General features: G+C 69.0%; 22 protein-coding genes. 12 read left to right on the forward strand and 10 right to left on the reverse strand.

Annotated elements, in window-relative coordinates; all coding sequences use genetic code 11:
• The first annotated feature begins 23 nt into the window (after window positions 1-23).
• The 6 genes from FNH24_RS15675 to FNH24_RS15700 are packed head-to-tail and all read left to right on the forward strand — an operon-like array spanning window position 24 to window position 6,296.
• The gene (locus tag FNH24_RS15675; RefSeq protein WP_152363146.1) at window positions 24-917 is read left to right on the forward strand and encodes a nucleoside hydrolase; all 894 of its coding nucleotides are present in this window, start codon (window positions 24-26) and stop codon (window positions 915-917) included.
• A 43-nt stretch (window positions 918-960) separates the two neighbouring features.
• Window positions 961-2,250 (forward strand): ABC transporter substrate-binding protein, encoded by a 1,290-nt coding sequence (locus FNH24_RS15680; protein ID WP_152363147.1) that lies wholly within the window; start codon window positions 961-963, stop codon window positions 2,248-2,250.
• 18 nt (window positions 2,251-2,268) lie between these two features.
• A complete protein-coding gene (locus FNH24_RS15685) occupies window positions 2,269-3,171 on the forward strand; it encodes a carbohydrate ABC transporter permease (protein ID WP_152363148.1) in 903 nt (300 codons plus the stop codon).
• Window positions 3,168-4,067, forward strand: coding sequence for a carbohydrate ABC transporter permease (locus FNH24_RS15690; RefSeq protein ID WP_152363149.1), 900 nt, complete (start codon window positions 3,168-3,170; stop codon window positions 4,065-4,067). The genes FNH24_RS15685 and FNH24_RS15690 overlap by 4 nt, the downstream gene beginning before the upstream one ends.
• A 30-nt stretch (window positions 4,068-4,097) precedes the next feature.
• Window positions 4,098-5,096: a sugar phosphate isomerase/epimerase family protein gene (locus tag FNH24_RS15695; RefSeq protein ID WP_152363150.1), complete on the forward strand. Its 999-nt coding sequence runs from the start codon at window positions 4,098-4,100 to the stop codon at window positions 5,094-5,096.
• A 6-nt stretch (window positions 5,097-5,102) separates the two neighbouring features.
• Window positions 5,103-6,296 carry a DUF1593 domain-containing protein gene (locus FNH24_RS15700; RefSeq protein ID WP_152363151.1) on the forward strand — a complete coding sequence of 398 codons (1,194 nt, stop codon included), beginning with the start codon at window positions 5,103-5,105 and terminating at the stop codon, window positions 6,294-6,296.
• Window positions 6,297-6,363: 67 nt separating this feature from the next.
• On the opposite strand, the gene FNH24_RS15705 is transcribed toward FNH24_RS15700, so the two are convergent.
• Complete coding sequence (locus FNH24_RS15705) at window positions 6,364-6,981, reverse strand: hypothetical protein (RefSeq protein WP_152363152.1); 618 nt, start codon at window positions 6,979-6,981, stop codon at window positions 6,364-6,366.
• 74 nt (window positions 6,982-7,055) lie between these two features.
• Between FNH24_RS15705 and FNH24_RS15710 the strand changes: the two genes are divergently transcribed.
• From FNH24_RS15710 to FNH24_RS15720, 3 genes are all read left to right on the forward strand, one after another.
• The gene (locus FNH24_RS15710) at window positions 7,056-7,670 is read left to right on the forward strand and encodes an ArsR/SmtB family transcription factor (protein WP_152363153.1); all 615 of its coding nucleotides are present in this window, start codon (window positions 7,056-7,058) and stop codon (window positions 7,668-7,670) included.
• Window positions 7,667-8,521 (forward strand): SRPBCC family protein, encoded by an 855-nt coding sequence (locus tag FNH24_RS15715; RefSeq protein WP_152363154.1) that lies wholly within the window; start codon window positions 7,667-7,669, stop codon window positions 8,519-8,521. Before FNH24_RS15710 ends, FNH24_RS15715 begins: the two co-directional genes overlap by 4 nt.
• Window positions 8,522-8,615: 94 nt before the next feature.
• Window positions 8,616-9,890: an alkaline phosphatase family protein gene (locus tag FNH24_RS15720; RefSeq protein ID WP_152363155.1), complete on the forward strand. Its 1,275-nt coding sequence runs from the start codon at window positions 8,616-8,618 to the stop codon at window positions 9,888-9,890.
• A 67-nt stretch (window positions 9,891-9,957) separates the two neighbouring features.
• Here the strand turns inward: FNH24_RS15720 and FNH24_RS15725 are convergent, their stop codons facing one another.
• The 4 genes from FNH24_RS15725 to FNH24_RS15740 form a co-directional block, all read right to left on the reverse strand.
• A complete protein-coding gene (locus FNH24_RS15725) occupies window positions 9,958-11,064 on the reverse strand; it encodes an aminotransferase class V-fold PLP-dependent enzyme (RefSeq protein ID WP_152363156.1) in 1,107 nt (368 codons plus the stop codon).
• A complete protein-coding gene (locus tag FNH24_RS15730; protein WP_152363157.1) occupies window positions 11,064-11,798 on the reverse strand; it encodes a PIG-L deacetylase family protein in 735 nt (244 codons plus the stop codon). The genes FNH24_RS15725 and FNH24_RS15730 overlap by 1 nt, the downstream gene beginning before the upstream one ends.
• A 46-nt stretch (window positions 11,799-11,844) precedes the next feature.
• Window positions 11,845-13,158, reverse strand: coding sequence for a Gfo/Idh/MocA family oxidoreductase (locus FNH24_RS15735; protein ID WP_152363158.1), 1,314 nt, complete (start codon window positions 13,156-13,158; stop codon window positions 11,845-11,847).
• Window positions 13,159-13,221: 63 nt separating this feature from the next.
• Window positions 13,222-14,004: a phytanoyl-CoA dioxygenase family protein gene (locus tag FNH24_RS15740; protein ID WP_152363159.1), complete on the reverse strand. Its 783-nt coding sequence runs from the start codon at window positions 14,002-14,004 to the stop codon at window positions 13,222-13,224.
• 67 nt (window positions 14,005-14,071) lie between these two features.
• On the opposite strand from FNH24_RS15740, the gene FNH24_RS15745 reads away from it, so the two are divergent.
• Entirely contained in the window at window positions 14,072-14,965 is an 894-nt protein-coding gene (locus tag FNH24_RS15745) for a helix-turn-helix transcriptional regulator (protein WP_152363160.1), read from the forward strand.
• A gap of 393 nt (window positions 14,966-15,358) precedes the next feature.
• Here FNH24_RS15745 and FNH24_RS15750 read toward each other — a convergent pair whose 3' ends face one another.
• Window positions 15,359-16,696, reverse strand: coding sequence for a hypothetical protein (locus FNH24_RS15750; RefSeq protein ID WP_152363161.1), 1,338 nt, complete (start codon window positions 16,694-16,696; stop codon window positions 15,359-15,361).
• A gap of 81 nt (window positions 16,697-16,777) precedes the next feature.
• Here FNH24_RS15750 and FNH24_RS15755 point away from each other — a divergent pair, with 81 nt between their 5' ends.
• On the forward strand, window positions 16,778-17,797 hold the full coding sequence (locus tag FNH24_RS15755) for an ABC transporter substrate-binding protein (RefSeq protein ID WP_152363162.1): 1,020 nt from the start codon (window positions 16,778-16,780) through the stop codon (window positions 17,795-17,797).
• Window positions 17,798-17,880: 83 nt separating this feature from the next.
• Here the strand turns inward: FNH24_RS15755 and FNH24_RS15760 are convergent, their stop codons facing one another.
• The 4 genes from FNH24_RS15760 to FNH24_RS15775 are packed head-to-tail and all read right to left on the reverse strand — an operon-like array spanning window position 17,881 to window position 22,335.
• The gene (locus FNH24_RS15760) at window positions 17,881-19,212 is read right to left on the reverse strand and encodes an ADP-ribosylglycohydrolase family protein (protein ID WP_217428252.1); all 1,332 of its coding nucleotides are present in this window, start codon (window positions 19,210-19,212) and stop codon (window positions 17,881-17,883) included.
• Between the two features lie 45 nt (window positions 19,213-19,257).
• Window positions 19,258-20,013, reverse strand: coding sequence for a decaprenylphospho-beta-D-erythro-pentofuranosid-2-ulose 2-reductase (dprE2, locus tag FNH24_RS15765; protein WP_152363163.1), 756 nt, complete (start codon window positions 20,011-20,013; stop codon window positions 19,258-19,260).
• A 25-nt stretch (window positions 20,014-20,038) separates the two neighbouring features.
• Window positions 20,039-21,400, reverse strand: a complete 1,362-nt coding sequence (gene dprE1, locus FNH24_RS15770) for a decaprenylphosphoryl-beta-D-ribose oxidase (RefSeq protein WP_152363164.1) — start codon at window positions 21,398-21,400, stop codon at window positions 20,039-20,041.
• Window positions 21,397-22,335, reverse strand: a complete 939-nt coding sequence (locus FNH24_RS15775) for a decaprenyl-phosphate phosphoribosyltransferase (RefSeq protein ID WP_152363165.1) — start codon at window positions 22,333-22,335, stop codon at window positions 21,397-21,399. The genes dprE1 and FNH24_RS15775 overlap by 4 nt, the downstream gene beginning before the upstream one ends.
• 373 nt (window positions 22,336-22,708) lie before the next feature.
• Here FNH24_RS15775 and FNH24_RS15780 point away from each other — a divergent pair, with 373 nt between their 5' ends.
• A complete protein-coding gene (locus FNH24_RS15780) occupies window positions 22,709-24,145 on the forward strand; it encodes an alkaline phosphatase D family protein (protein ID WP_246186919.1) in 1,437 nt (478 codons plus the stop codon).
• Window positions 24,146-24,221: the final 76 nt, after the last annotated feature.

Raw genomic sequence — 24,221 nt, forward strand, 5'->3', positions numbered from 1 at the left:
ACTATCCACGGACAGGAGCAGCGATGCCGGAGCGCCGCCGTCGAGTGATCATCAACACCGATGCCAAGAACGAGGCGGATGATCAGTTCGCCATCGTGCACGGACTGCTGTCGCCGACATTCGACATCCGCGGCCTGATCCCGGCCCACTTCGGCACCCGGCGGTCGGACCGCAGCATGGCGGATTCCCGGGAGGAGATCGACCTGCTGCTCGACCTGCTCGGGATGACCGGTTCGATCCCGGTCGCGAACGGGGCCGCGGCCGCCATCCCGGACGAGGCCACCCCGGCCGACTCTCCCGGCGCCCGGTTGATCATCGAGGAGTCGAAGCTGGCTGGGGCCGGAGATCCCTTGTATGTCTCGTTTCTCGGCCCGCTGACCGACATGGCCTCGGCGATCCTGCTCGATCCGGTCATCGTCGACCGCGAGGTCGTCGTGATCTGGATCGGCGGGATCGATCATTCCGGCCTCGACGCCGGATCCCGGGTCGAGTTCAACCTGTCCAACGACATCGCGGCGGCCAACGTCGTCTTCGACTCCGGCATCACGGTCTGGCAGGTCCCGAACAACGTCTACCGGATGGTCTCGGTCTCCTACGCCGAGTTGGACGACAAGATCGGCGAGGCCGGCCCGCTCGGTGAGTATCTGATCCGGCAACTGAAGGAGTGGAACGCCGCGACCCACCCCGAGCCGATCGAGTCCCGGTCGCTCGGTGACTCGCCGGCGATCTCGCTGATGCTCTATCCCAACAGCGGAAACTTCCGGGTCCGGCCCGCGCCGCGGTTCGGCGCGGAGGGACACCACGTGCCCGGCTCCGGTCACCCGATCCGGGTCTGTGAATCGGTCGACACCCGCTTCCTGCTGGAGGACATGTTCGCCAAGATCAACCGCTTCGCCCGGAAGGCCGCGAACGGCTGATCACCTGATCACCCTTCGATGACATCGACAAAGGAGACGTGTCATGAACCCAGGATTCGATCGACGGGCCTTTCTCGGCCTGTCCGGCGCCGCGGCGGCTCTGCTCGCCGGCGGTTGCACCGGCTCGGTCGGGGGTGGCGCCGGCCAGCCGGCCCCCACCTCCAACGAGTTGCGACTGTTCACGTACGAGGCCGACACCACGATCGACAGCTTCAAGGAGCAGGTGGCGGCTTTCGACGCCGAGGCCAAGCTGACCACCACCGTCGACAGCCTGCCCGGCTCCGGTGCCGCGCTCTACCCGGACAAGCTCCGGACCGAGTTGCTCGGCGGCAAGGGCCCGGATGTGTGGCGGATCTGGGGCGGCCAGATCGGCTCGCCGTTCGCGACGGCCAAGCAGGCCGCCGATCTGAGCCCGTACTACGACCAGTACGGCTGGGCCGACCGGATCGACCCGAACGCGATCAACGGGATGACGTTCGACGGGCTGAAGGCCGGCGTTCCGTTCAATGCCGCCGCGGTGGGGCTCTGGTACAACAAGGAGATCTTCGCGAAGGCCAAGATCGACGCGGATCCGCAGTCGTACGCGGAGCTGGAGGAGCTGAACGAGAAGCTGGTCGCCGCGGGGGTCACGCCGGCCGGCCTCGGCGGCAAGTACGGCTGGCACATCATGCGGCTGTTCGAGTATCTGCTGGAGCACACCGCCGGACCCGAGCTCCATGATCAACTCCTGACCGGCGACGCGTCCTGGGACACGCCCGAAGTGGTGCAGGCGTTCACCCTGTTCAAGAAATGGCAGGACTCGGGTTGGGTCCCGGAGGGTGCACTGGGTCTCGATCCGGCCGACATCGAGCCCACCTTCATCCAGGGCAAGACCGCCTACACGATCACCGGGATCTGGATGGAGGCCGGCAACATCGCCGCCTCGGGCAAGAAGTCGTCGGAGTTCGGCACCTTCCTGCTGCCCACCGATCACGACGTGCTGCGCTTCTCCGGCTTCGTCGAGGGTTACATGATCAACGCCCGGTCCGGCAACGCGGCCAACGCCGCCAAGCTGCTCGACTTCATCGTCCGGCCGGAGACCCAGCAGGCGCTCAAGATCGGTTCCTCGACGGTGAAGGGGGCCGAGCCCGATCCCGCGGACGCCCCGCTGGCCTCGCAGTGGGCGGAGATCCGGCGGACGCATCCGTTCTACACGATCCAGGACCAGGCGTTTCCGAAGAAGCAGGCCGATCAGTATTTCGCCGTGCAGAGCGACATCCTGCAGGGGGCGATCACGCCGGCCGCGGCGGCGAAACGGATGCAGGAGATCGTGTCGGCCTGGGCCAAGGAGTGATCGGCCATCGTGGCGATCATGACCAGGCCCGCGAAGCCGGCTCCGCGGCGCGCTAGTCGTGGCGGACTCACGCCGTGGCTGTTCGCGCTGCCGGCGCTCGCGGTCTATGTGATCTTCCTGGTCTATCCGGCGCTGTCCTCGCTCTGGTTCAGCTTCACCGACTGGGACGGCCTGAGCCCCGGCTACACGATCACCGGGCTGGAGAACTACCTGGCTCTGGCCCGGGATCCCGTGGTCGCGACCGCCGTGCGCAATAACGTCCTCTGGACGGTGGTGACGCTCTGCGTCCCGGTGCTGCTCGGTCTCGGGCTGGCCCTGGCCCTGAACGGCAAGGCGCGGGCGAAGCCGGTGCTCCGGTTGATCTTCTACACCCCGGCCGTATTGCCGTTGGTCTCGATCGCCTCGATCTGGGGCTGGCTCTACGATCCGCAGGACGGGGCGATCAACGAGGCGCTGCGGTTGATCGGTCTCGGCTTCCTGGCGCAACCCTGGCTCGGCCAGGATTCCACCGCCCTCGGGGCGGTGATGGTGCCGGCCATCTGGCTTCGGGCCGGGTTTCCGATGCTGCTCTATCTCGCTGCTCGGAAAGGGATTCCGGAGGAGTTGTACGAGGCCGCGACGGTCGACGGCGCCGGACCATGGCAACAGTTCTGGCATGTCACCATGCCCGGCCTGCGGTCGGCCCATGCGATCGTGATCGCCCTGTCACTGATCGATTCGTTCAAGGTCTTCGACCTGATCTACGCGATGACCTACGGCGGTCCGGGCACCGCGACCCAGGTGATGGGCACCTGGATGTATGCGAACGTCTTCCAGTACTACCAGGCCGGCTACGGCACCGCGATCGCGGTCGTGGTCACCCTCGCCGCGGTCGCCGTCGGCATCCCGTACGTGCTGTCGCAGACCCGGGAGGCACGATGACGACCATCGCCCCACCCGGCCCGGCGCCGGCCGAGGAACTGGACCGGTCCAGCAGGGCCGGGCGGCGTTCCGGCCGCGGTGGTGCGGGGCTCGTGATCACCGCCCTGCTGGTGGTCGCCGCGCTGATCTGGATCTCGCCGCTGGTGTTGCTGGTGACGACGGCGATCCGGCCGCTGTCGGACTTCCTCTCCGCCGGCCCGCTGTCCTGGCCCGGCCAGGTCACGACGGCCAATTTCGTCGACGCCTGGGGGATCGGCAACTTCTCCGCGACCTACCGCAACAGTCTGATCCTGACCATGATCAAGGTCCCACTGGGCGTGCTGATCTCGGCCATGCTGGCGTACGCGCTGGCGAAACTGCGGCTGCGGTTCCGGCGGGCGATCATGTTCACCGTGTTCCTCGGGCTGACCATCCCGATCTACATCGCGATCGTGCCGATCTTCATCATGCTCCGATCGGCCGGGCTGACCGACAATCTGCTCGGCCTGGTCGGGCCCTACCTGGCCTTCGGGATCCCGTTCGAGGTGCTGATCCTGCAGTCGTTCTTCCGGCAGGTCCCGCACGAGATCGTCGAGGCGGCCAAGATCGACGGTGCGGGCGAGGCCCGGATCTTCTTCACGATCATGCTGCCCTTGTCCGCCCCGGCTCTGGTCACCGTGGCGATCCTCGACGCGGTGGCGACCTGGAACGAGCTGTTGATGGCGCTGATCGTGCTCAACTCCGATCAGTCGAAGACCATTCCGGTCGGGCTGTTGAACTTCCAGGGCCAGTTCGCCAACAACAACACCGGCCAGGCGGCCGGGATCCTGATCGCGGTGGTGCCGATCCTGGTGGTCTACACCCTGCTGCAGCGCTACATCGTCAGCGGCCTGACCGCCGGCGCGACCAAGGGATGACCGGATGAAGATGATCAAGGAGTGGAATCGATGAGTGAGCTGCCGATCTTCGGTGCGGGCATCTGGCACTTCGCGACCTACAAGGATCGCTACGCCACCGACGGCTACGGCCCCGAGGTCGGGCTGCTGGAGCAGATCGACCGGGCCGGCGCGGTCGGCGAGCTGGCGGTGGTCGACCTGAACTATCCCTTCGTCGGATTCGACGGGACGCTGGACGACATCCGGGCGGCGCTGCAACGCAACGGGCTGCGGGCGATCGCGATCACGCCGGAGATCTACACCCGGGACTTCGTCAAGGGCTCGCTCACCCATCCCGACCCGGCGGTCCGGGCCCAGGCCATGCGGCTGCTGCACGAGGCGACCGCGGTGGCGCAGGAACTCGGCTGCGACTACGTCAAGCTGTGGCCCGGCCAGGACGGCTGGGACTATCCGTTCCAGGTCAACTACCACGATGCCTGGCAGCTCGCCCTGGACGGGTTGACCGAGCTCGTCTCGGCCCACCCGGAGATCAAGTTCGTGATCGAATACAAGCCGCGCGAGCCGCGGGTCAAGATCATCTTCCCGAACGTGGCCCGGACCCTGCTCGGGATCGAGAAGATCGGCCTGCCCAACCTCGGCATCCTGCTCGACTTCGGCCATTCCCTGTACGGGCAGGAGACTCCGGCCGACGCCGCCCAGCTGGCGATCGACTACGGCCGGCTGTTCGCGATCGACGTCAACGACAACCTGCGCGGCTGGGACGACGACATGGTGGTCGGCTCGGTGCATCTGATCGAGACCTTCGAGTTCTTCCACACCCTGCGCCGCAACAACTGGCAGGGCGTCTGGCAGCTTGATCAGTTTCCGTTCCGCGAGGACAGCGTGCAGGCGGCCAAACAGGCGATCACCTTCCTCAAGGGCGTGCACCGGGCGCTGGACGTGCTGGACGAGGAGGCGCTGGCCGAGGCGCAGAGCCGGCACGACGCCCTGGCGGCGCAACGGATCGTGCAGCGGGCCCTGCTGCCAAGCCTGCTCGACGATCACTCCTGAGTCGCCATGATCAGGCCGCGGGTGCTGGTGTCGACCGACGTCGGCGGCACCGACCCGGACGATTTCCAGTCGCTGGTGCACCTGTTGGTGTACGCCGACCGGTTCGACCTCGAGGGCCTGGTGTCCTCGCCGTACGGGGCCGGCCGGAGTTCGGACATCGTGACCGTCCTGGACTGTTACCGGGCCGATTTCCCGGCGCTGCGTACGCATTCCGATCACTACCCGGAGCCCGAGGCCCTGTGCGCGATTGTCCGGCAGGGGGCGCTGGAGACCGCTGATCACCGCGGCTTCGCTGACCACCCGACCGAGGGCTCGGAGTTGATCGTCAGCTGTGCCCGCCGGCCCGATCCGCGGCCGCTGGACGTCCTGATCTGGGGCGGCATCGACGACCTGGCCCAGGCGCTGCACGACGCTCCCGACATCGAGCCGCGGCTCCGGGTGCACTTCATCGGCGGCCCCAACAAGCTGTGGGGCATCGACGCGTACGACTACGTCGCGACCCACCACCCCGGTCTGATGATCATCGAATCCAACTCGACCTACCGCGGCTTCTTCTGCGACGACGAGCTCGACAACCGCGCCTTCGTCGCCGAGCACGTCGCCGGACACGGGGCGCTCGGTGACTTCTTCGCCCGGCAGTTGCCGGGACTGAAGATGGGCGACAGCCCGACCGTCACCTGGTTGCTGCACGGGCCGCAGGATCCCGCGCAGCCCAGCTGGGGCGGTCGCTTCATCCCGGTCTGGGGCGGCCGGAAGACGATCTTCGACCGGCTCACCACGGCCGCGGACCTGGTCGAGGCGTACGGCACCGTCGAGTTCGTGCTGCCCCAGCCCGCTGGCTACGGCAGCCGGGACACGACCCAGATGATCTTGGACAACCGGCTGCACGGCCCGTTCGCGGTGGCCGTCGAGCTCGGTGATTCGCTGCGGTTCCGCTACGCGCCGCGGGACGCGAAACTCATCCCGTACCGGATCGAGAGCAGCCATCCGGACCTGACCGGGCTGCAGGGCGCGTTCACCGCGGCACCGCCGCCGGAGCGGCGGTGGCGCGTGCCGGACCCGGACCGGCCGAACTGGTGGTGCGATGATCAAACCCCGGCCGCGGCCATCCACCCCTGGCCCGGCGCCGGCACCATCGCCACCTGGCGCCGCGAGTTCCTCACCGACTTCGCCCTCCGCCTGGACCGCTGTCGCCGCTGAACCCACTTTCCGCCGACTTGTCAGAACTGAGATGCCCTCCAGTGGGACCCTCCGGCGCAACTGGTCATCACGTTTCGTTCTGACGAGTCGCCAACGGATCGGCATCTCCGTGCTCGTATCTCACCGGGATCCCGAGGCTTCTTTTTCCTGGAGGCGACACTTCCGCGGGTCGGCCTTCCAGGCTTGATCCCCGGTCGACCGTAGCGACGATCCCATCGCCATCATCTTCCGCTGTCAGAACCGTCTTTTGGGTTCGGTGAAGCTCATGCATCGCGGCGAGCAGGTCTTCCCGAGAGAAGCGGCTCGGGATGATCTTGATGTCGATCCCCGTCTCGGCTGTGATTGCTGCGAAGGCCGCGTCGGTGGCCGGGTCCAGGACCCCGCCTACCCAGCGAACCCACACGACCATCTCCGTCGTGTCGAGACCAACCTCTGTCAGATGCGCTTTCGCGTGCTCGCTGGTGTCTGTGTAGGCATAAACCGCTTCACCGGTCGGCCGCAGCTTCAGCTGAGCAGCCTCTCGATCGGTCGGATGACCACCAGGATCAGACATGGCAGTACCTCCCGTAACACTCAGCGCGAGAACGATTCCCAGCGCAATGACCATTGCAGCAAACAACTTCAAACGACGCCTCGCACCTCCAGCAATCCCCGCTGTCAGCACCCCAGAATCCCGAATCTGCATACCCGCCGCCCCTCAGACCACAACACTGTGCCGACGGGATTGACAGGGAAAGTTGTCAATGGTGGGGTGAAGGAGTGGACGACATCGAGGTGATCACGGATCCGGCGGCTGCGGTGGTGGCGTTGGATCCGGGGCGGGCGCGGTTGCTGGGTGAACTGCGGGAGCCGGCTTCGGCGGCGGAGCTGTCGGTCCGGGTCGGGATCTCGCGGCAGAAGATCAACTACCATCTGCGCCAGCTCGAGGCTCACGGGCTGGTCGAGGTGGCCGAGAACCGCACCTGGGGTGGACTGACCGAGCGTCGACTGGTCGCGACGGCCGCCGGCTACGTGGTGTCGCCGACGGCCCTGGGCGGGGCGGCCGGTGGAGGCCCGTACGGGATCCGGGATCGGCTGTCGGTGTCGTACCTGATCGCTCTGGCTGCCCGGCTGATCCGCGAGCTGGCCGAGCTGACCCGCACCGCGGCCCGCCGGCGCAGCCGGCTGCCCGTGTACGGACTGGACACCGCGATCCGGTTCGCCAGGCCGGCCGATCGCGCCGCCTTCGCCGAGGAGCTGACGACCACCGTCACCCGGCTGGCGGCGAAGTACCACGACGAGCAGGCCGCCGGCGGCCGCTGGCAACGGATGATCATCGCCGTCCATCCGATGCCCGCCGGTGCCGAGACCGAGCCGAAAGGGGATCCGGCATGACCGACGAGTCCGCGACGAGTGATCAAAGTTCCGGGCGCTACGGCGAAACCATGATCGAGGTGCCGGGCACCCCGGAGGAGGTCTGGCAGGCGATCGCGACCGGAGCGGGACAGTCCGGCTGGACGTTCGCCGCCGAGATCGAGCCGGCCGAGGGCGGCGAAATGATCATCCATCGCGAGCCGTTCGCGCCGACCGTGGCCGTGGTGGTCGCCTCCTGGGATCCGCCGCGTTCGTTCGGCTACGCCGCGGCGATGCCCGGGGCGCCCTCGCCGTTGGCGACCGAGATCCTGGTCGAGGCGCGGTCCGGTGGGAGCTGCGTGGTCCGGGTGGTCTGCGGCTTCGCCGACGCCGGTGAGGAATGGGAGGACCTGGTCGACAGCGCGGTCGAGGGCTGGCGGATGACGCTGCTGGTGCTGCGGGCCTACCTGCGCCGCTTCACCGGCCGGCCGGTCCGGGCGCTGGATCTGATCACCCTGATCGATCCGGCGCCGGCCGACCGCGTCGCTCCGGCCGATCGGTTGTTCACCCGGCTGGGCCTGCCGGGCGCGGATCGGGTGGCCGGCCGTTCCTTCCGGACGGCGGCGGAGGCACCGGAGCTGACCGGGGTCGTCGAGTATGCCGGCGACGGCTATCTGCTGCTCCGGGCCGAGGCTCCGCACCCGGCGCTGATCGCGATCTCCTGCTTCTCGATGGGCGTCGACCGGCCGCTGTCGATCAACCTGATGGGCCGGATCTACGGCGACCTCGATGACTCCCGACTCGACCGGCTGCGAGCGCGTTGGCAGACCTGGCTGGAGCGGCAGGCCGATCACCTGGCCGCGGATCATGATCATCCGTCGGCGGTGCGATGAGAGAGCCCGGATGATCGGCGGAGTTTCACCGTTGGTCGTCCAGCGGTCGCGTCGAGGTCTGTCTCTCGTGGCGCAACGGCACTAGAGTGCCGGAATGCCGACTGCCCTGACCCGGCGGTCTGTGCTCGGGGGAGCCGTCGCCGCATCCCTGGCACTGACCGCGACCCCCGCCCAGGCCGCCGAACGAGACTTGTTGATCTTCATCGGACTCGACGGATTCGACATCGACTATCTGGACGGCCGGGTGCCGTTGCCGGCGCTGCGATCCTTGATCCGGCGCGGTTCGCTGGCCACCAGCACCGGCGTGATGGCCACCATCACCAACCAGTCCTGGACCGCGATCTCCTGCGGCGCCTATCCCGACCGGACCCGGAACGCCGCCTACTTCTACGACGAGGCGGCCGGGGTCGCCCGTGGCCAGAGTCGCGACAGTGCGGTCGAGGGGTTGGGCCAGGCGTGGCGCCGGCAGGGCGTCCTGATGGGCTCGGCCCAGTGGTTCATCCTGCAGGACAAGGGCGTTGCGTACGGCGATCTTGAGGGCCTGTACACCCAGCCGGGCGGTCGGATCGACGCGCGGGTGGATGACGCGATCGCCATGTTGAGCGGTGAGCCGGTGAACAGTGGCGGCACCCAGGTGACGCTGCCTCGGCGACCGGACTTCCTGGCGATCTACTCCAGCGATGTCGACGGTGACGGGCACAGCTGGGGCCCCAACGATCCGCGGATGCTCGCCACCCTGCGTGAGACCGATGCCGCGATCGGCCGGCTGATCAACGCGGTCCGTGATCTTCGCCTGTTCGCCCGCACCACCTGGGTGGTGACCGCCGATCATGGGATGACCACCTGGAACAAGCCGCTCGGCCCGCAGGTGATCGCGGCCCTGACCGGCGCCGGCTTCCGGCCCGAAGTGCTCGGCTCCGGCGGCTCGCCCACCTCGCCGGACACCGACGTGGTGCTGGTCTCCGGCGGCAGCATCGGCTCGGTCCACCTGTTCGGCGAGCTGGGCGCCGACGCGGCCGCCGTGCGCCGGGCCGAGGAAGCCCTGGGCGCGGTGACCGGGATCGCCGCGATCCTGACCAAGGCTGATCAGGCGAAGCTCCGGATGGCGCCGCAGTACGGGCAGCTGGTGCTGGAGTTCGAGGAGCCGTACGCGCTGGCCATGACTCCGCCGGCCGAGGGATCCGACGGCCGGCACGGCAGCCGGTCCGAGCTGGCCATCCCGTTGATCTTGTCCGGCAAGGCGATCAAGCCCGGTGCCGAGCCGCGCGCACCACGCCACATCGACCTCGCCGCCACCATGTCGGCCATCCTCGGCATCGACCCGCCCGCCGCCTCCGAAGGTCGCGTCCTCACCGAATCCCTCCGCTAGGGCTTGTTCGTTCCCTGAGCCTGTCGAAGGGCAGCCTCGATGACTCCGGGCTTGCCCTTCGACAGGCTCAGGGAACGAACAGCTCCTGCAGGGCGGTGATCAGGATCGGGACCTCGTCGGGCTTGAGGCACTGGGGGTTGACGGCGAGGCGGCCGTTCTCGATGCCGACGGCGACGGGTTGATCACGGTCGAGTAGGGCGGTCTGGAGGTCGGCGGCGGGGCGGGTGGCGTGGGTCAGGTAGGCGCGGGGGATCACGGTGGGCTGGATGCCGGGCTCGGTGGGGAAGCCGCGCTCCACGGTGAGCTCCGGGATGCCGGCGAAGCGCTCCAGGACCGTGTCGACGACGGCGTTCCACTGCTCGAAGATCAGGTCGTAGTCGCGGCCGACCCAGAGCTCGACCGCCTTCACCAGGCCGGCGATGGTCTCCTTGTCCGTCTTCATGCCGCGGCCGATGCCGTGCTGCGGAAAGGAATTCGCGTGGCAGTGGCCGACGTACGGCTCGCGGCCGACGATCAGACCGGAGGACTGCGGTCCGCCGATCTCCTTGCCGCCGCTGAACACGACCAGGTCGGCCCCGAGGTCCAGATAGTGACGCACGTTGTCGGCCGGCGGGAGCTCGGCGGCCGCGTCGACCAGCACCGGGACGCCGCGATCATGAGCGAGGGTGATCAGCTCGCCGAGCGGCAGCGAGCCGCGCATGGTCGACGCCTCCTCGACGAAGAACAGGCCGGCGGTCCGGTCGGTGATCGCCGCAGCGACCTGCTCCGGGGTCGCCGCCGAGGTGACACCGACCTCGACGAACCGGGCTCCGGCCAGCAGCACCGCCTGGTCGTAGAGGATCCGGTGGCTCTTCAGCACGACGACCTGATCACGCAGCCCGGTCGTGTCGGGCAGGGCGCGGATCGCGTCGATCCGGTCGCCGGCCATCAGGGCGGCGGTGGCGATCGTCAGCCCGGCCGCGGCGCCCGAGGTGATGCAGGCCGCCTCGACGCCGAGCAGGCCGGCGATCCGCTCGCCGGCCCGCCGCTGCAACAGGACCAGATCGACGAACGCGGTCGACGCCTCCGTCATCGCCTGCAGCACCGCGGGGTCCATCACGCTGCCGCCGAGCACGGTCAGCGTGCCGCGCGCATTGATCACCGGCCGGAGGCCGAGGTCGGCGTAGAGACTCATCAGACACCCTTCTTCTCGGACTCGCGGGGCCCGAGGTAGCGGAACTGCTCCAGATGCCGACCATGATCATCAAGCTCCAGGAACGAGGACTCGATGAACTCCTCCAGGGTCACCGGCCGATCCGGATGATCGGCGAGGTGCTCCCGCCACATTCGGTCCATCGGGGTCCGGTGCAGTCGCAGCGCGGCCCGCTTGTCGGCCAGGACCGGGGTCACATCCACCGGGTGATCGAGCAGTTGCGGGTCGCGTGCGGCGTAGTACTTGTGCCCGACCGCCCTCGGTTCCAGCCCGAGATCGATCAGCTCGGGCAGGTCATGGCCGCGGCCGGCCATCCAGCAGGCCGCCTCGACCGCCAGCCCGGTCAGCGTGTGATCCGGGTTCTCCTCGACCCTGGCCCACGGATCGAAGCTGATCACGGTGTCGATCCGGAGGAACCGGAACAGGGTGATCAGCCGGTGCCGGAGCTCGATCAGCTGACCGTGCTGCAGATAGTGGTTCTGGTAGCCGAGGCCGTACACCTTGGTCAGGCCGAGTGCCGCGGCGACCTGCTCGGTCTCCAGCTCGATCCGGCGCATCGTCTCACCGGGCGACAGGTCGTACGAATCCTTGTCGTCGTTGGTGATCTTGATGAAGTAGCCGGTGTCGCCGGCCAGCACCAGCTGCCGGACCAGACCACCGGCGAAGATCGTCAGGTCGTCGGAGTGGGGGAAGACGACGGCGAAGTTCTGGGGCATCGATGATCCCTCTGAGTCGGGAGTTGGTGAGGCCGAGCGGCAGCGCTCAGGTCGAGGCGGTGTCGAATTCGGCCAGGTCGACCCAGCGTCGCTCGGCCAGGGCCCGTTCGGCGGCGAAGACGATCAGATGGCCGTCGATCGAGTTGCCGATCCGGGTGCTGGACACGCTGACCGGCTCGCCGCGGACGGCCCGAACGAAGTCGGCAACCAGCTTCATGTCCCCGCCGCCGTGGGCCAGCCCGGCCACGTCGGTCTTGATCATCCGCTCATCGTACTGGTGATCACCGGAGCTGTTGATCGTGCGCAGCCGGAGCTCGCCGGTCTCCAGCGAGCCGGACAGCTCGCCCAACGTTCCGACGATATCGATCGTGCGGTTGCCGAGGGCGGAGTTGCCGACCAGGGTGAAGACGCCGAGCGCCCCGTTGTTGAACTCGACCGAGACGGTCTGCCGGTCCAGCACGTCGTTGTCGCTGTGCCAGACACAGCGGCCGTACGGATTGTCGGTGCCCAGGGAGATCAACTTCTGCTCGGGGGTCGGCTCGGGCCCGAGCGATTCCAGGCCCTCCCAGGCGTACGTGCCCCAAACGCCGAGCTCGAGATACTGCCGCCGCGCCGAATAGGCACAGGTCGCCTCGATCCGGCAGTCGGTGACGCACCGGGTGCCGGCGCCTTCGGGCGCTCGCTCGGCGGTGAACAGCCGTCGCGAGCCGGCGCTGGCCACCCGGGCCGGCCGGTCGTCGCAGAGCCAGGCCATCAGGTCGACGTCGTGGCAGCTCTTGGACAGCAGGATGCCCGAGCCGGAACGGGTCGAGTTGGCCCAGCGGCCGCGGACGTACGCGGCGGCCAGGTGATCGAAGCTGACGTACTCCGACAGCTCGATGCTGATGATCTCGCCCAGCTCGCCGGACAGCAGCCGCTCCTTCACCTCGACGTAGAACGGCGAGTAGCGGAGCACGTGACAGATCATCAGCAACTGCCCGGTCCGGCGGCTGGTCTCGGCCAGCGACAGCACCGCCGCCGACGTGCCGGCGATCGGCTTCTCCAGCAGCACCGGATAGCCGGCCCTGAGCAGCCATTCGGCGGTGGGCACATGATCGGCGTCCATGGTCGCGTCGATGGCGACGTCGGCGATCATCCCGGCCGGCGGCAGGTCGGTCAGCGATGCGTAGCGCCGTTCCGGCGGCAGGGAGTGATCGCGGCCCAACCGGTCGCGGCGGACCGGGTCGGGGTCGACGACCGCGGTGATGATCAACTCCGCGGGAGCTTGGAGGGCATAGCTCGCGTACAGCACGCCGCGATGTCCGGCGCCGACGACGACGGCGCGGATCGGATCGGGATCGGTCGGGCCCGAATGGGTCATGGGTCAAGCCACCTTGGGGGTCAGGAGCCTTGGCTGTCGGTGATCTTCGGTGTTCGAGCTGGGTCAGTCATTCTCCTCGGCGGCCCCGGCGTTGCGGACCAGCCGGACGTTGTCGGTCTGTCCGTGATCCATGCCCTGCTCGCGCTCCAGGGCGATCATCGCGGCGGGCCGGAAGTTGAGGATGTAGGCCCGTCGGTGGCTGTCGACGGTGGTGTTGCCGCGCGAGTAGTGCAGCGTCCGGCCGGCGTGGGCGGCCGCGGCACCCGGCACCAGCGGCACCGCCGTCGCGCCGGGCTCGTCCTCGGACCCTTCGCACTCGATCGCGCCGCCGCCCTTGCCGGCCGGCCAGTGGCTCCGGACCGGTCCGCGGTGCGACCCGGCGACGTACCACATGCAGCCGCTGTCGATGGTCGCCGTGTCCAGCGACACCCAGATCGACGCGGCACGATCGTCCGGCAGGTCGATCCAATAACCGGCGTCCTGGTGCCAGGGGGTCGGAGTGGCCGAGCCGGGTGCCTTGTTGATCAACATGTCGAAGTCGAGCTCGGCATCGTCGCCGATCAACCTCCGGGCGATCCGCAGCGCCCGATCATGCAGCGGCAGCTGAAGGATCTCGGGATGGAGCGCGGACGGCCACATGATCTGGGTGATGTTCTCCGCCGCGGTCTGCTGATCACTGCCGGCACCGAGGTCGGAACGCTTGTCACCGGCCTCGATCTCGCCGGACAGGAACCGGTCGTAGATGGCCCGATACCGGGCGACCTCGTCACTGCTCAGCAGGCTGTCGATGACGACGTAGCCGTCGCGTTCGAACCCGTCGAGCAGGGCATCGGTTGTCGTCTCCATGAGAACGGATCGTAGGATTCGTTGATCAGCCAGGGCGTCCACCTTCTTCCACCGGAGGTTTCCCGCAGTGGGCATCGGAGCCGAGCACAGCCCGGTCATCGATCGGGACACCCCCGATCTTCGCTGCACGGCGGAGCGAACCATCGTCGACCTGCAGGGTGACGGGCCGCTGGTCAGCCTCGGCCGCTACCGCTATCTCAGCGCCCGCGACCCGATGCCGCCGCAGCGGCACGCCACCCTGCTGGTGCTCGCGCTGCCGGTGCGCAGCGACGTCGAGTTCAACCTGGACGCCCGGGTGGTGAACGTCGTCCCGGGGCAGGTGATCACCATCGCGCCGGGCACCGCCTACGTCACCGCCGGGAACGCCCAGCCGCGCGGCGAGCTGTTCTGGCTGGTCGCGCGGGTCGGCGCCGGGCGGGGGTCGCTGGACGAGGCCGTACGCCAACTGGCCGACGGCAGCCGGCTGACCTGGCCGGCGCCGGAACCGGCGGCTGATCAGCTCGGCCGGGCCCTGGCCGACCCGGATGATCATCGGTGGACGGTGACCGCCGCCCGACGTTCCTGGTGCGCCACCGTCGTCTTCGACCTGCTGCGGGCGCGGGACGAGGAGGACGCCGGCCCGACCCGGACCGTCCCGCCGGGCGTGCGGCGGGCGCTGGCGTACGTCACCCGAGAGCTGGACCGGCCGCTCACCGTCCATGATCTGATCGCCTCCTCCGGCATGTCGCCGACCCAGTTCTACGACGCCTTCGGCGCGGCGACCGGGACGAGCCCGAAGGACTACATCCTGCGCGCCAAGATCGCCCGCGCCCGGGCCCTGCTGGCCGACCCGGACCGCAAGATCACCGACATCTGCTACCGGCTCGGATTCTCTTTCAGCCAACACTTCGCCGAGGTCTTCCGCCGCTACGAGGGAATGTCCCCGTCCGAGTTCCGCCGGGTGATCTTGTTCGTTCCCTGAGCGTGTCGACGCTTGTTCGTTCCCTGAGCCCGTCGGCGCTTGTTCGTTCCCTGAGCCTGTCGGCGCTTGTTCGTTCCCTGAGCCTGTCGAAGGGCAGGCCCGACGTGCCCTCCGGGTTTCGGCCTGACGGCCGGAAAGACGCGCCAAGGACGTGCGGGTCACGGCGGTCTGTTGACTTTGCGGCCGACCGCAGCGGAACCGGCGCCCGGCCGGAGCTCCCAGGAAACCCCCTAACCCGCCCGTCCTTGGCGGCGTCTTTTCGCTCTCCGCGTGCACCTGGCTGGTTGTCGCGATAGCTCTTCGTGCGGGAGGTTTCCACGTGGCAATGGCGGGTTTGGCTCCGCACGAAGAGCTATCGCGACACCACGACCGGGCTCAGGGATCGAACAAGGGTCAGGCGATGCGGAGGAGGGTCAGGCCGGGTTTTCCGTTGAACCCATCGACCAAGATCAGGTCGTTGCCGATCAGCTGGGCCGAGTCCGGCAGCGGATCCGAGCGGATCTGGCCGGTGCGATCCAACGCGAGTTGACCCTGCGGCGTCTCGGCCCAGGCATAGTCCCCGCGGGCGGACAGGAGGGCGCCGGGCTCGACGGTGTCCGGCGGCGACGCCCGCAGCGGGGCGAGGTCGCCGGCGGACTGGGTCAGCAACACCTCGTCGTCGTACCACCAGGCGACGGGCCCCGTGGCCGATCTCGACAGCACCAGGGATCCCAGGGGCGACCGGGGCAGGTCGAGCACGGTCCGGCCGTCGGCCAATTCGATCACCGGCGGCGGCTCCGGCTCGTCGCCGCGGGTCCGGGTGATCGTCGCCAGACCGTCCCCGATCGCCGACCAGGCGGCGTCCCGATCGGGGAGTCGTACGATCTCCGAACCGCTGCGGGCGTCCAGGACGACCGGGGTGCCGGTGCCGATCTCCGTCGGCGAGGCCAGAGCGAGCACGCGATCACCCTCGACGGCCGACGGCAGCAGCTGCTCGGTCCGCCAGAGTTCTTGCCCAGTGACGGGATCGACGGCGATCGTCGCCAGCCCAGGATCGCGCCCCGGGGCAGCGGTGGAGGTCATCGCGATGATCACGGAGACACTGACGCCGATGACCCGCTGCTTCAGTCGCAACGCCTCCGGGTCGGCGTCCTCCCGATCCCGGTCCCGCGACGGAATGATCTCGCTGGTCCAGCGCACCGACCGGTCGGTCAACGAGACCGCCACCAGCCCGTGCCCGGCGGTCCGGGTGACCCGCGAGCTCTGACAGCGCTCCGGGTCGTCCGCACAGGGCTTCAGGTGATAGGCCAAGATCAACACCCCGCCGCGACCGTCGTCCGCGGCCCAGGCGCCGTCCGCCCAGCCCTTCCCCGACCCGGGGCCGACCGGCCCGAGACCGGTCGACAGTTCCGCGGGCAGGGAGGTGTCGTCCCAGAGCACCGCGCCGGTCGCCGCGTCGATGATCATGATCGTGCCCCGGTCGTCGGCGTCGGAACCGCGCAGCACCAGTCGGGGTCCGATCTTGCTGACCTCGGCGACGGATTTCAGCTCCGCGCGATCACGGTGCCAGACCTCGGACAGCCGCAGTCGCGGGGCCGCCGGACCGGCATAGTCGGCCGTTCCGGTCGGGCTCGGCGTCTGCCAGGCCGGCGGAGGTCCCGGCCGGGTGCACCCGATCATCCCCAGCAGCAGCACGCCGGTGAGCATGATCAACATTCGAGTCTCGGCCCGGAGTCGCTGGAGGTGAGACATCCCCGGAGGCTATCGGGGTCGGCGACGCGGCCGCCGTACGCTAGGTTAGTTAGGTATGCCTAACCAAAGGGGGAGAAGTTGATGCGTCGTTCTGCCGTTGTCTTTGCCGCGATCTTCGGACTGCTGGTCGCGCTGGCCGGCTGTGGCTCGGGGGGTCCGGCCGACCAACCCGAGCCGGGATCCGGCGCCGGGCAGCAGGGTTTTCCGCTGACCGTTCGGCACGCCCTCGGGGAGACGACGCTCGACCGGGCGCCGGAGCGGGTGCTGACCTGGGGTTGGGGCAGCACCGACGCCGCGCTCGCCCTCGGTGTCGTGCCGGTGGCGGTCCCGGCCGCCGTGTATGGCGGCAACGCGGACCAGGTGCTGCCGTGGAACGCGGACCAGCTCGCCGAGCTGGGCGCCGAGACGCCGACCCTGTTGTCCAATCCGGACGGCGGCACGACGATCCCGTTCGAGGAGATCGCGGCCGCGACCCCGGACGTGATTCTGGCCGTGTATTCCGGGATCACCGCGGAGGACTACGAGAAGCTGTCCGCGATCGCGCCGACGATCGCCTATCCCGATCAGCCGTGGTCGACGCCGTGGCGGGACGTGGTGACCACCGTCGGCCAGGTGCTCGGCCGGTCGCAGCAGGCCACGGACGTGCTGGCCGAGATCTCGACCGTGATCAAGGACGCCGGGCAACGACACCCGGAGCTGGCCGGGAAGAGCGTGATCACGCTGATGGACGACGGTCGGCAACTCTATGTGTACAAGGAAACCGACCCGCGGGTCGAGTTCCTGACCGAGCTGGGCCTGACCGTGCCGCCGGTGGTCACCGAGCTGCCGGGCGAGGGCGAGGGCTTCTACGGCAGCGTCAGCTACGAGAAGGCGGACACGCTGGTCAGCGACGTGCTGATGATCTACGCCGAGACCGACGCCTCGCTGCAAGCCACCCTGGCCCGCCCGTCGATCAAGAACCTGCCGCAGATCGAACGCGACGGCTACGCCCCGATCGTCGGCCGCCCCCTGGTCGCCGCCGGCTCCCCACCCACCGCGCTCTCCCTGACCTGGTCCCTCGACGCCTACCTGAAGTCCCTCGCCTCCGCGCTGAATCCCTGACCGACGACAAACGCGGCAGTTCCAGTCATCCGCGGCAGTTGCAACTGCCGCGGATGACTGGAACTGCCGCGTTTGCGGCTGGGTCAGCGCGGGTCAGCGGGGCGGGTGGTGCGGAGGGTTTCGGTCAGGGTCACCGTGCGGGTGGCGAGGGTGGAGATGACCGAGTTGTCGAAGCCGAAGAGGGCGGAGCGGGTGCGGTCCTGGAGCGGTTCGATGAAGTGGGCCGGGAGCTTGTCCGCGCCGAGGACGACGCCCGCGACCGAGCCGGCGGTGGCGCCGTTGGAGTCGGTGTCCCAGCCGCCCTGGACGGTCAGCCCGACCGTCGCCGAATAGTCGTCCTCGCCCCAAAGCAGGCCGGCGGCGATGATCGCGGCGTTGTTGATCGTGTGCACCCAGCCGTAGTGGCCCCAGCGCTGCTGGATCCGCGTGATCGCGTCGTCCCAGGTCAACTGCTCGTCCCGCATGCTCTGCACCGCGGTCAGCGCCTCGTACAACCGGGACCGCGGCGGCACCGACCGCAGCGACCGGTCGAACGCGTCCCGCACGGTCGGCGCGGTGAAGGCGGCGGCGACGACGGCGGCCGACCAGAGCTCGCCGTAGACGCCGTTGGCCACGTGTGACAGCGACGCGTCCTGGAACGCCAGCGTCAGCGCGCGGCGCGGATCGCCGGGGTTGGTCCAGCCGAAGATGTCGCCGCGGATCAACGCCCCGATCCATTCCCGGTACGGGTTCCGGCTGATCGCCACCTTGTCGATCGCGGTCGGCACCAGCAGATTCCGGTACGCGGCGCGCTCCGCCGTGTAGGTCTGCGCGTACGGAAGCAGGTGCAGCCAGCCATCGGCGACCTTGCGCGGGCTCAGCTGCCAGCCGTGCTGCTCGAGCAGGTGCAGTCCGAGGATCGGGTAGTCGATGTCGTCGTCCCGGGCGGACCCGTTGACCCGGCCGCGGGTGGTCTCGGTCCAGTTGCCCAGCAGCTTGAAGCCCTCCGGCATCGGGTCGAGCACCGGCACGTAGTCCCGCAGCGGCCACGCCTCGGCCCGGATCAGATAGTCCTTCAGCCGGTCGGTGGTCCAGTGATCACCGTTCTCCACCGGCTTGCCGAGGTTGCAGCCGGCGATCCGGCCCAGCCAGCCGCCCTTGACCCTGTCGGCCAGCACGTCCGGACCCGGCAACGGATCGGCGGGATCCTCGGGCAGCGTGGCGAGGATCGGCTCCAGGCCCTCCGGTTCCGCGTACGGCCAGTCCCGGCGCCGGTCGGACATCAGGATCTCGAAATACAGCCGGTCCAGCGCGTCGGAGTCGTCCCGGGCCGTGGCGGCGAACCGCTCGGCCAGCTCGTCGACCTGATGCCCGGACTCCCGAGCCTGATCCAACTCGTCGTGGACCAGGTCGTACGAACTCAACGGATCGTGCATGACGCGACCTCCTCGGTTGGACCCCCGTACAGCCTTGTCCTAACCCTAAATGGGCAGCTTCCGGAAGATGGGACGCGGCACGTGGCGCAGGATCGACATCACGATCCGCCACGGCCCCGGCACCCAGATCAGCTCCTTGCCCTGCCGGATCCCGTCGGTCGCGGCCTCGGCGACCTCCTCCGGGGTGGAGGACAGCGGGGTCGGCGACAGGCCGTCGGTCATCTTCGACTTCACGAAGCCCGGCCGGACCACCAGCACCCGGACCCCGGTCCCGGCCAGCGCCTCGCCCAGCCCGAGATAGAAGCCGTCCAGCCCGGCCTTGGTCGAGCCGTAGACGAAGTTGGAGCGGCGGACCCGTTCGCCGGCGACGCTGGACAGCGCGATGATCCGGCCGTGGCCCTGGCTGCGCATCCGGTTGGCCAGCAGCACGCCGAGATGCACCGGGGCGGCGAAGTTGATCTCCGCCAGCTCCAACGCGTGATCGGCATCGGTCCAGGCCCGCTCGGCCTCGCCCAGCACGCCGAAGGCGACCACCACGCAATCAAGATCACCACCGGCGAAGGCCGCGTCGATGGTGGCCGCGTGGCTGGCCGGATCCCGGGCCTCGAGGTCGACCTCGGTCGCCTCGCAGCCGAGCCCGGTCAGTTCCTTGGCCGCATCGGCCCGCCGGTCTCCGGCCCGGGCGGCCAGCACCACGCGGAGCGGCCGCGAGCCCGCGTACCGGCGAGCGATGGCCAGCGCGATGTCGGACGTACCGCCGAGCAGCAGCAGCGACTGCGGGACGCCGAGGGAGTCGATCATGAAGCTCTCTTTCCGTGGCAGGGATTCAGACAAGTTCGAGGCGGCGGGCCAGATCGGAGACGAAGACGCCGTCCGGGTCGACCCGGCGGCGGACGGCCAGGAAGTCGTCCAGCCGCGGATACATCATCCGCAGCGAGGCGGCGTCGATCCGGGAGTCCTTGGCCAGATAGACCCGGCCGCCGACGCCCAGCACCAGCTCGTCCAGCCGGCGGCAGAGCCGGTCCAAACCGTCGGTGATCGGGAAGTCCACGGCCAGGGTCCAGCCCGGGGTCGGGAACGACAGCGGCGCCCGGTTGCCCTCACCGAAGCGCTTCAGCACGTTGATGCAGGAGATCTGTCCGGAGTTGGCGATCTCGCGGACGCACTCGGCGAAGGTCTCACCGGCCGAGAACGGCACCGCGAACTGGTACTGCAGGAAGCCGGCCGGGCCGTAGACCCGGTTCCACTCACCGAACATGTCGAGGGGGTGGAAGAAGGTGGTGATGTCCTGGATCTGGCTGACCTTGTGCCGCGGTGCCTTGAAATACCAGGCCAGGCTGAACGCCTTGCCGGTGGCGCGATTGACCAGGCCGCCGGGGAAGACGTCGGGGAAGGTGCCGAAGCTCGGCGCGGCGAACTTCATCGGATCCCGGCGCAGCTTGGCCGGCAGCTCGCTCAGCTTGGCCTTCTCGCCCCGGGTCAGCACCGCCCGGCCCAGGCCCGGGCCGCGAGTGACGGAGTCGAACCAGGCCACCGAATAGGTGTAGTCGTCGTCGCCGGAACTCATCCGGACCATCAGGTCGTCCAGGTCGCGGGTGCGGTCGGTGTCGACGGTGAAGTAGGCCGACTCGACCCGCTGCAGCCGGAGCTTGGCCCCGGTGATCACGCCGGTCAGGCCCATCCCGCCGATCGTCGCCCAGAACAGGTCGGGATCCGGGCCGTCGGCGGTCAGCCGGTGTTCGGTGCCGTCGGCGGTGATCAACTCCAGCCACTCCAGATGATCACCGAAGCTGCCCTGGCTGTGGTGGTTCTTGCCGTGCACGTCGGCGGCGATCGCCCCGCCGATGGTGACCTGCCGGGTGCCCGGCAACACCGGCACCCACAGCCCGCAGGGGAGCAGGGCCCGCATCAGGGAGTCCAGGCTGACCCCGGCCTGGACGATCACGGTCGGTGGCTCGCCTTCGGCGTCGATCATGAGGATCCGGTTCAGCCCGGTCAGGTCCAGGGCGGTGCCGCCGGCGTTCTGCGCCGCGTCGCCGTAGGAGCGGCCGAGGCCGCGCGCGATGACGCCGCGGTCGCCGGCTTTTCCTATCCAGGCGGCGATGTCGGCGCTCGACTCCGGCCGGTGCAGCCGCGCGGCCGACGATCCGGCGCGACCCCAGCCGTGCAGTTCGGAGTGCTCGGTCATGCCAGCCCCGGAATCTTCGAGCCGAACACGGCGATCGCGATCAAGATCAACCACAACACTCCCAAGGCTTGCAGGATTCGATCACCCAGCACGATGTCCTCGGGCTCGCCGGCCGTGCCGGCATCGATCTCCAGCGCGTACTGCAGCAGGGCCAGGGTGAACGGGGCGATGGACAGTGCCGTCCAGGGTACGCCGAGCCAGGCATCGCCACGATTCTCGAACGCCCACAGGCTGTACGAGACCAGCACCGTGCCCGCGGCCAGCATCCAGACGAACCGTAGATAGGACTGTGAGTAGCGCTCGAGCGACTTCCGGGTGCCGGCCTCGACGCCGAGCGACTTGAGCTCGGAGTAGCGCTTGCCGGCGACCATGAACAGCGAGCCGAACGAGGCCACCAGCAGGAACCACTGGCTCAGCGGGATCGCGGTCGCGACACCGCCGGCGACCGCGCGGAGCAGGAAGCCGCTGGACACCACGGCGAGATCGATCACGGGATAGTGCTTGAGCAGCGTCGAGTAGACGATCTGGATGATCGCGTACGCGGCCAGGGTGACTCCGAGCGCGATCGCGGTGAGGAAGCCGATGCCCAGGCCGAGCACCGCGCAGACCACGGCCAGGATCAGCGCCGAGCGGGTGCTCAGCTCGCCGGCGGCGATCGGCCGGAAGCGCTTCTTCGGGTGGAGTCGGTCCTCCTCGATGTCGCGCACATCGTTGATCAGATAGATCGCCGCACTGACCAGGCAGAACGCGACGAATGCCAACGCCGCGTTGATGATCACGCCGGTTTCGAACAGCCGGCCCGCGGCCAACGGCGCGGACAGGACCAGCACGTTCTTGATCCATTGCCGGGGCCGCATGGCGCGGATCGGCGCGGGCAGTCGCGGTCGACGGAGCGCGACGGCCGAACGATCGGCGATTTCTGGTTGCTCGGACATCGCTGCCGAGAGTATCCGTCCGGGCCTGCTGGGGCGATTCGGTGTCGCCGATCTGACGCTCGTTGCACGGAAACCGCTTGTTCCGGGGCGAAACGCGGAACGGTTGTCAGATTGGCGACACTTGGCGTTCATGAACCGGCGCGACGCTGACCCCATGAACGCTCGGGAGCAAAGTCAGTCAGGTCCGAACGCGGAGCGTGCGGGGGATCCGAAGGGGGTTGTCCCCCTTGGTAGTACCGGAATTCTGTCCCGCCGACTGCTGCTCGGCGGAGGTACAGCCGCAGCGCTGGGGCTGGCGACCCAGCCGGCGGCGGCCACGCCCAGCCGATCGGGCCCGATCGCGGCGCCGGCCCAGGTGCGGCGGGGTCGGCCGGTGCTCACCCACGGGGTGCAGTCCGGCGATGTCCGTACCCGCAACGCGGTGCTCTGGTCCCGCGCCGACCGGCCGTCGCGGCTGGTCGCGCAGCTGTCCGGCAGTCCCGACTTCCGGAAGTCGGTGACCATCCCCGGCCCGGTGGTCACGCCGCGCACTGACCTGACCGGGGAGCTCGCGCTGGCCGGGCTGCGCCCCGGCACCGACTACCACTTCCGGATCCGGGCGGTCGATCTGGCCGACCCGCGCCGCAGCAGCGAGCCGCTGACCGGCCGCTTCCGTACCGCTTCGACGCGGCCGGAGGACCTCAGCTTCCTCTGGTCCGGCGACATCGCCGGCCAGGGTTGGGGGGCCAATCCGGACTTCGGCGGCTTCCGGATCGCCGACGCGATGCGGGCCCGGCGGCCCGACTTCTTCCTCTGCAGCGGCGACAACGTGTACGCCGACGGCCCGGTCACCGAGACCGTCGCGCTGCCGGACGGCTCGACCTGGAAGAACCTGGTGATCGAGGAGAAGACCAAGGTCGCCGAGACCCTGGACGAATACCGCGGCCAGTACAAGTACAACCTGCTGGCCGACAACTGGCGCGCGTTCCTGGCCGAGACGCCGCAGGTGACCCAGTGGGACGACCACGAGGTGACCAACAACTGGTATCCAGGCGAGATCCTCGACGACGACCGCTACACCGTGACCGACGTCGACACCCTGGCCCGCCGGGCGCGGCAGGCCTTCCACGACTACGTGCCGGTGGCGCGGATCTCGCCCGACCCGGACGGCCGGCTCTATCGGGTGATCAACTACGGTCCGCTGCTCGACGTGTTCGTGCTGGACATGCGGACCCACAAGGATCCGAACACGCCGGGGACCGAGGCCGTGCCGGACGGCGGCCTGCTCGGCGAGCGCCAGACCAAGTGGCTGATCCGCGAGCTCAGGCGATCCAAGGCGACCTGGAAGATCATCGCCAACGACCTGCCGGTCGGCCTGATCGTGCCCGACGGCAGCACCGACCAGGAGGGCGTCGGCCAGGGTGATCCGGGCGCGCCGCGCGGCCGCGAGCTGGATCTGGCGCCGGTGCTGTCGGCGCTGAAGCGGGAGGGCATCCGTAACCACGTCTGGCTGACCGCCGATGTGCACTACACGGCGGCCCATCACTACTCGCCCGACCGGGCCGCCTTCCAGGACTTCGACCCGTTCTGGGAGTTCGTCTCCGGCCCGCTCAACGCCGGCGCCTTCGGCCCCAACACCCTGGACGGGACCTTCGGCCCCAAGGCCGAATTCATCGCCGCCCCGCCGGCCCCGAACACCTCCCCGGCCCAGGGCTCCCAGTTCTTCGGCGAGGTCGGCATCGACGGCCGGACCCGCGAACTGACCGTGACCCTGCGCGACATCGACGGCAAGGCCCTCTTCACCAAGACCCTTACCCCGCACCGCCGCTGAAACCCCTTCGTTCCCTGAGCCTGTCGAAGGGCAAGCCAGGTGCTCCTCCGAGTCCCGCTGTGAGAACAGACCCGGC

This window comes from Microlunatus speluncae (assembly GCF_009299835.1).
Lineage (GTDB): Bacteria > Actinomycetota > Actinomycetes > Propionibacteriales > Propionibacteriaceae > Microlunatus > Microlunatus speluncae.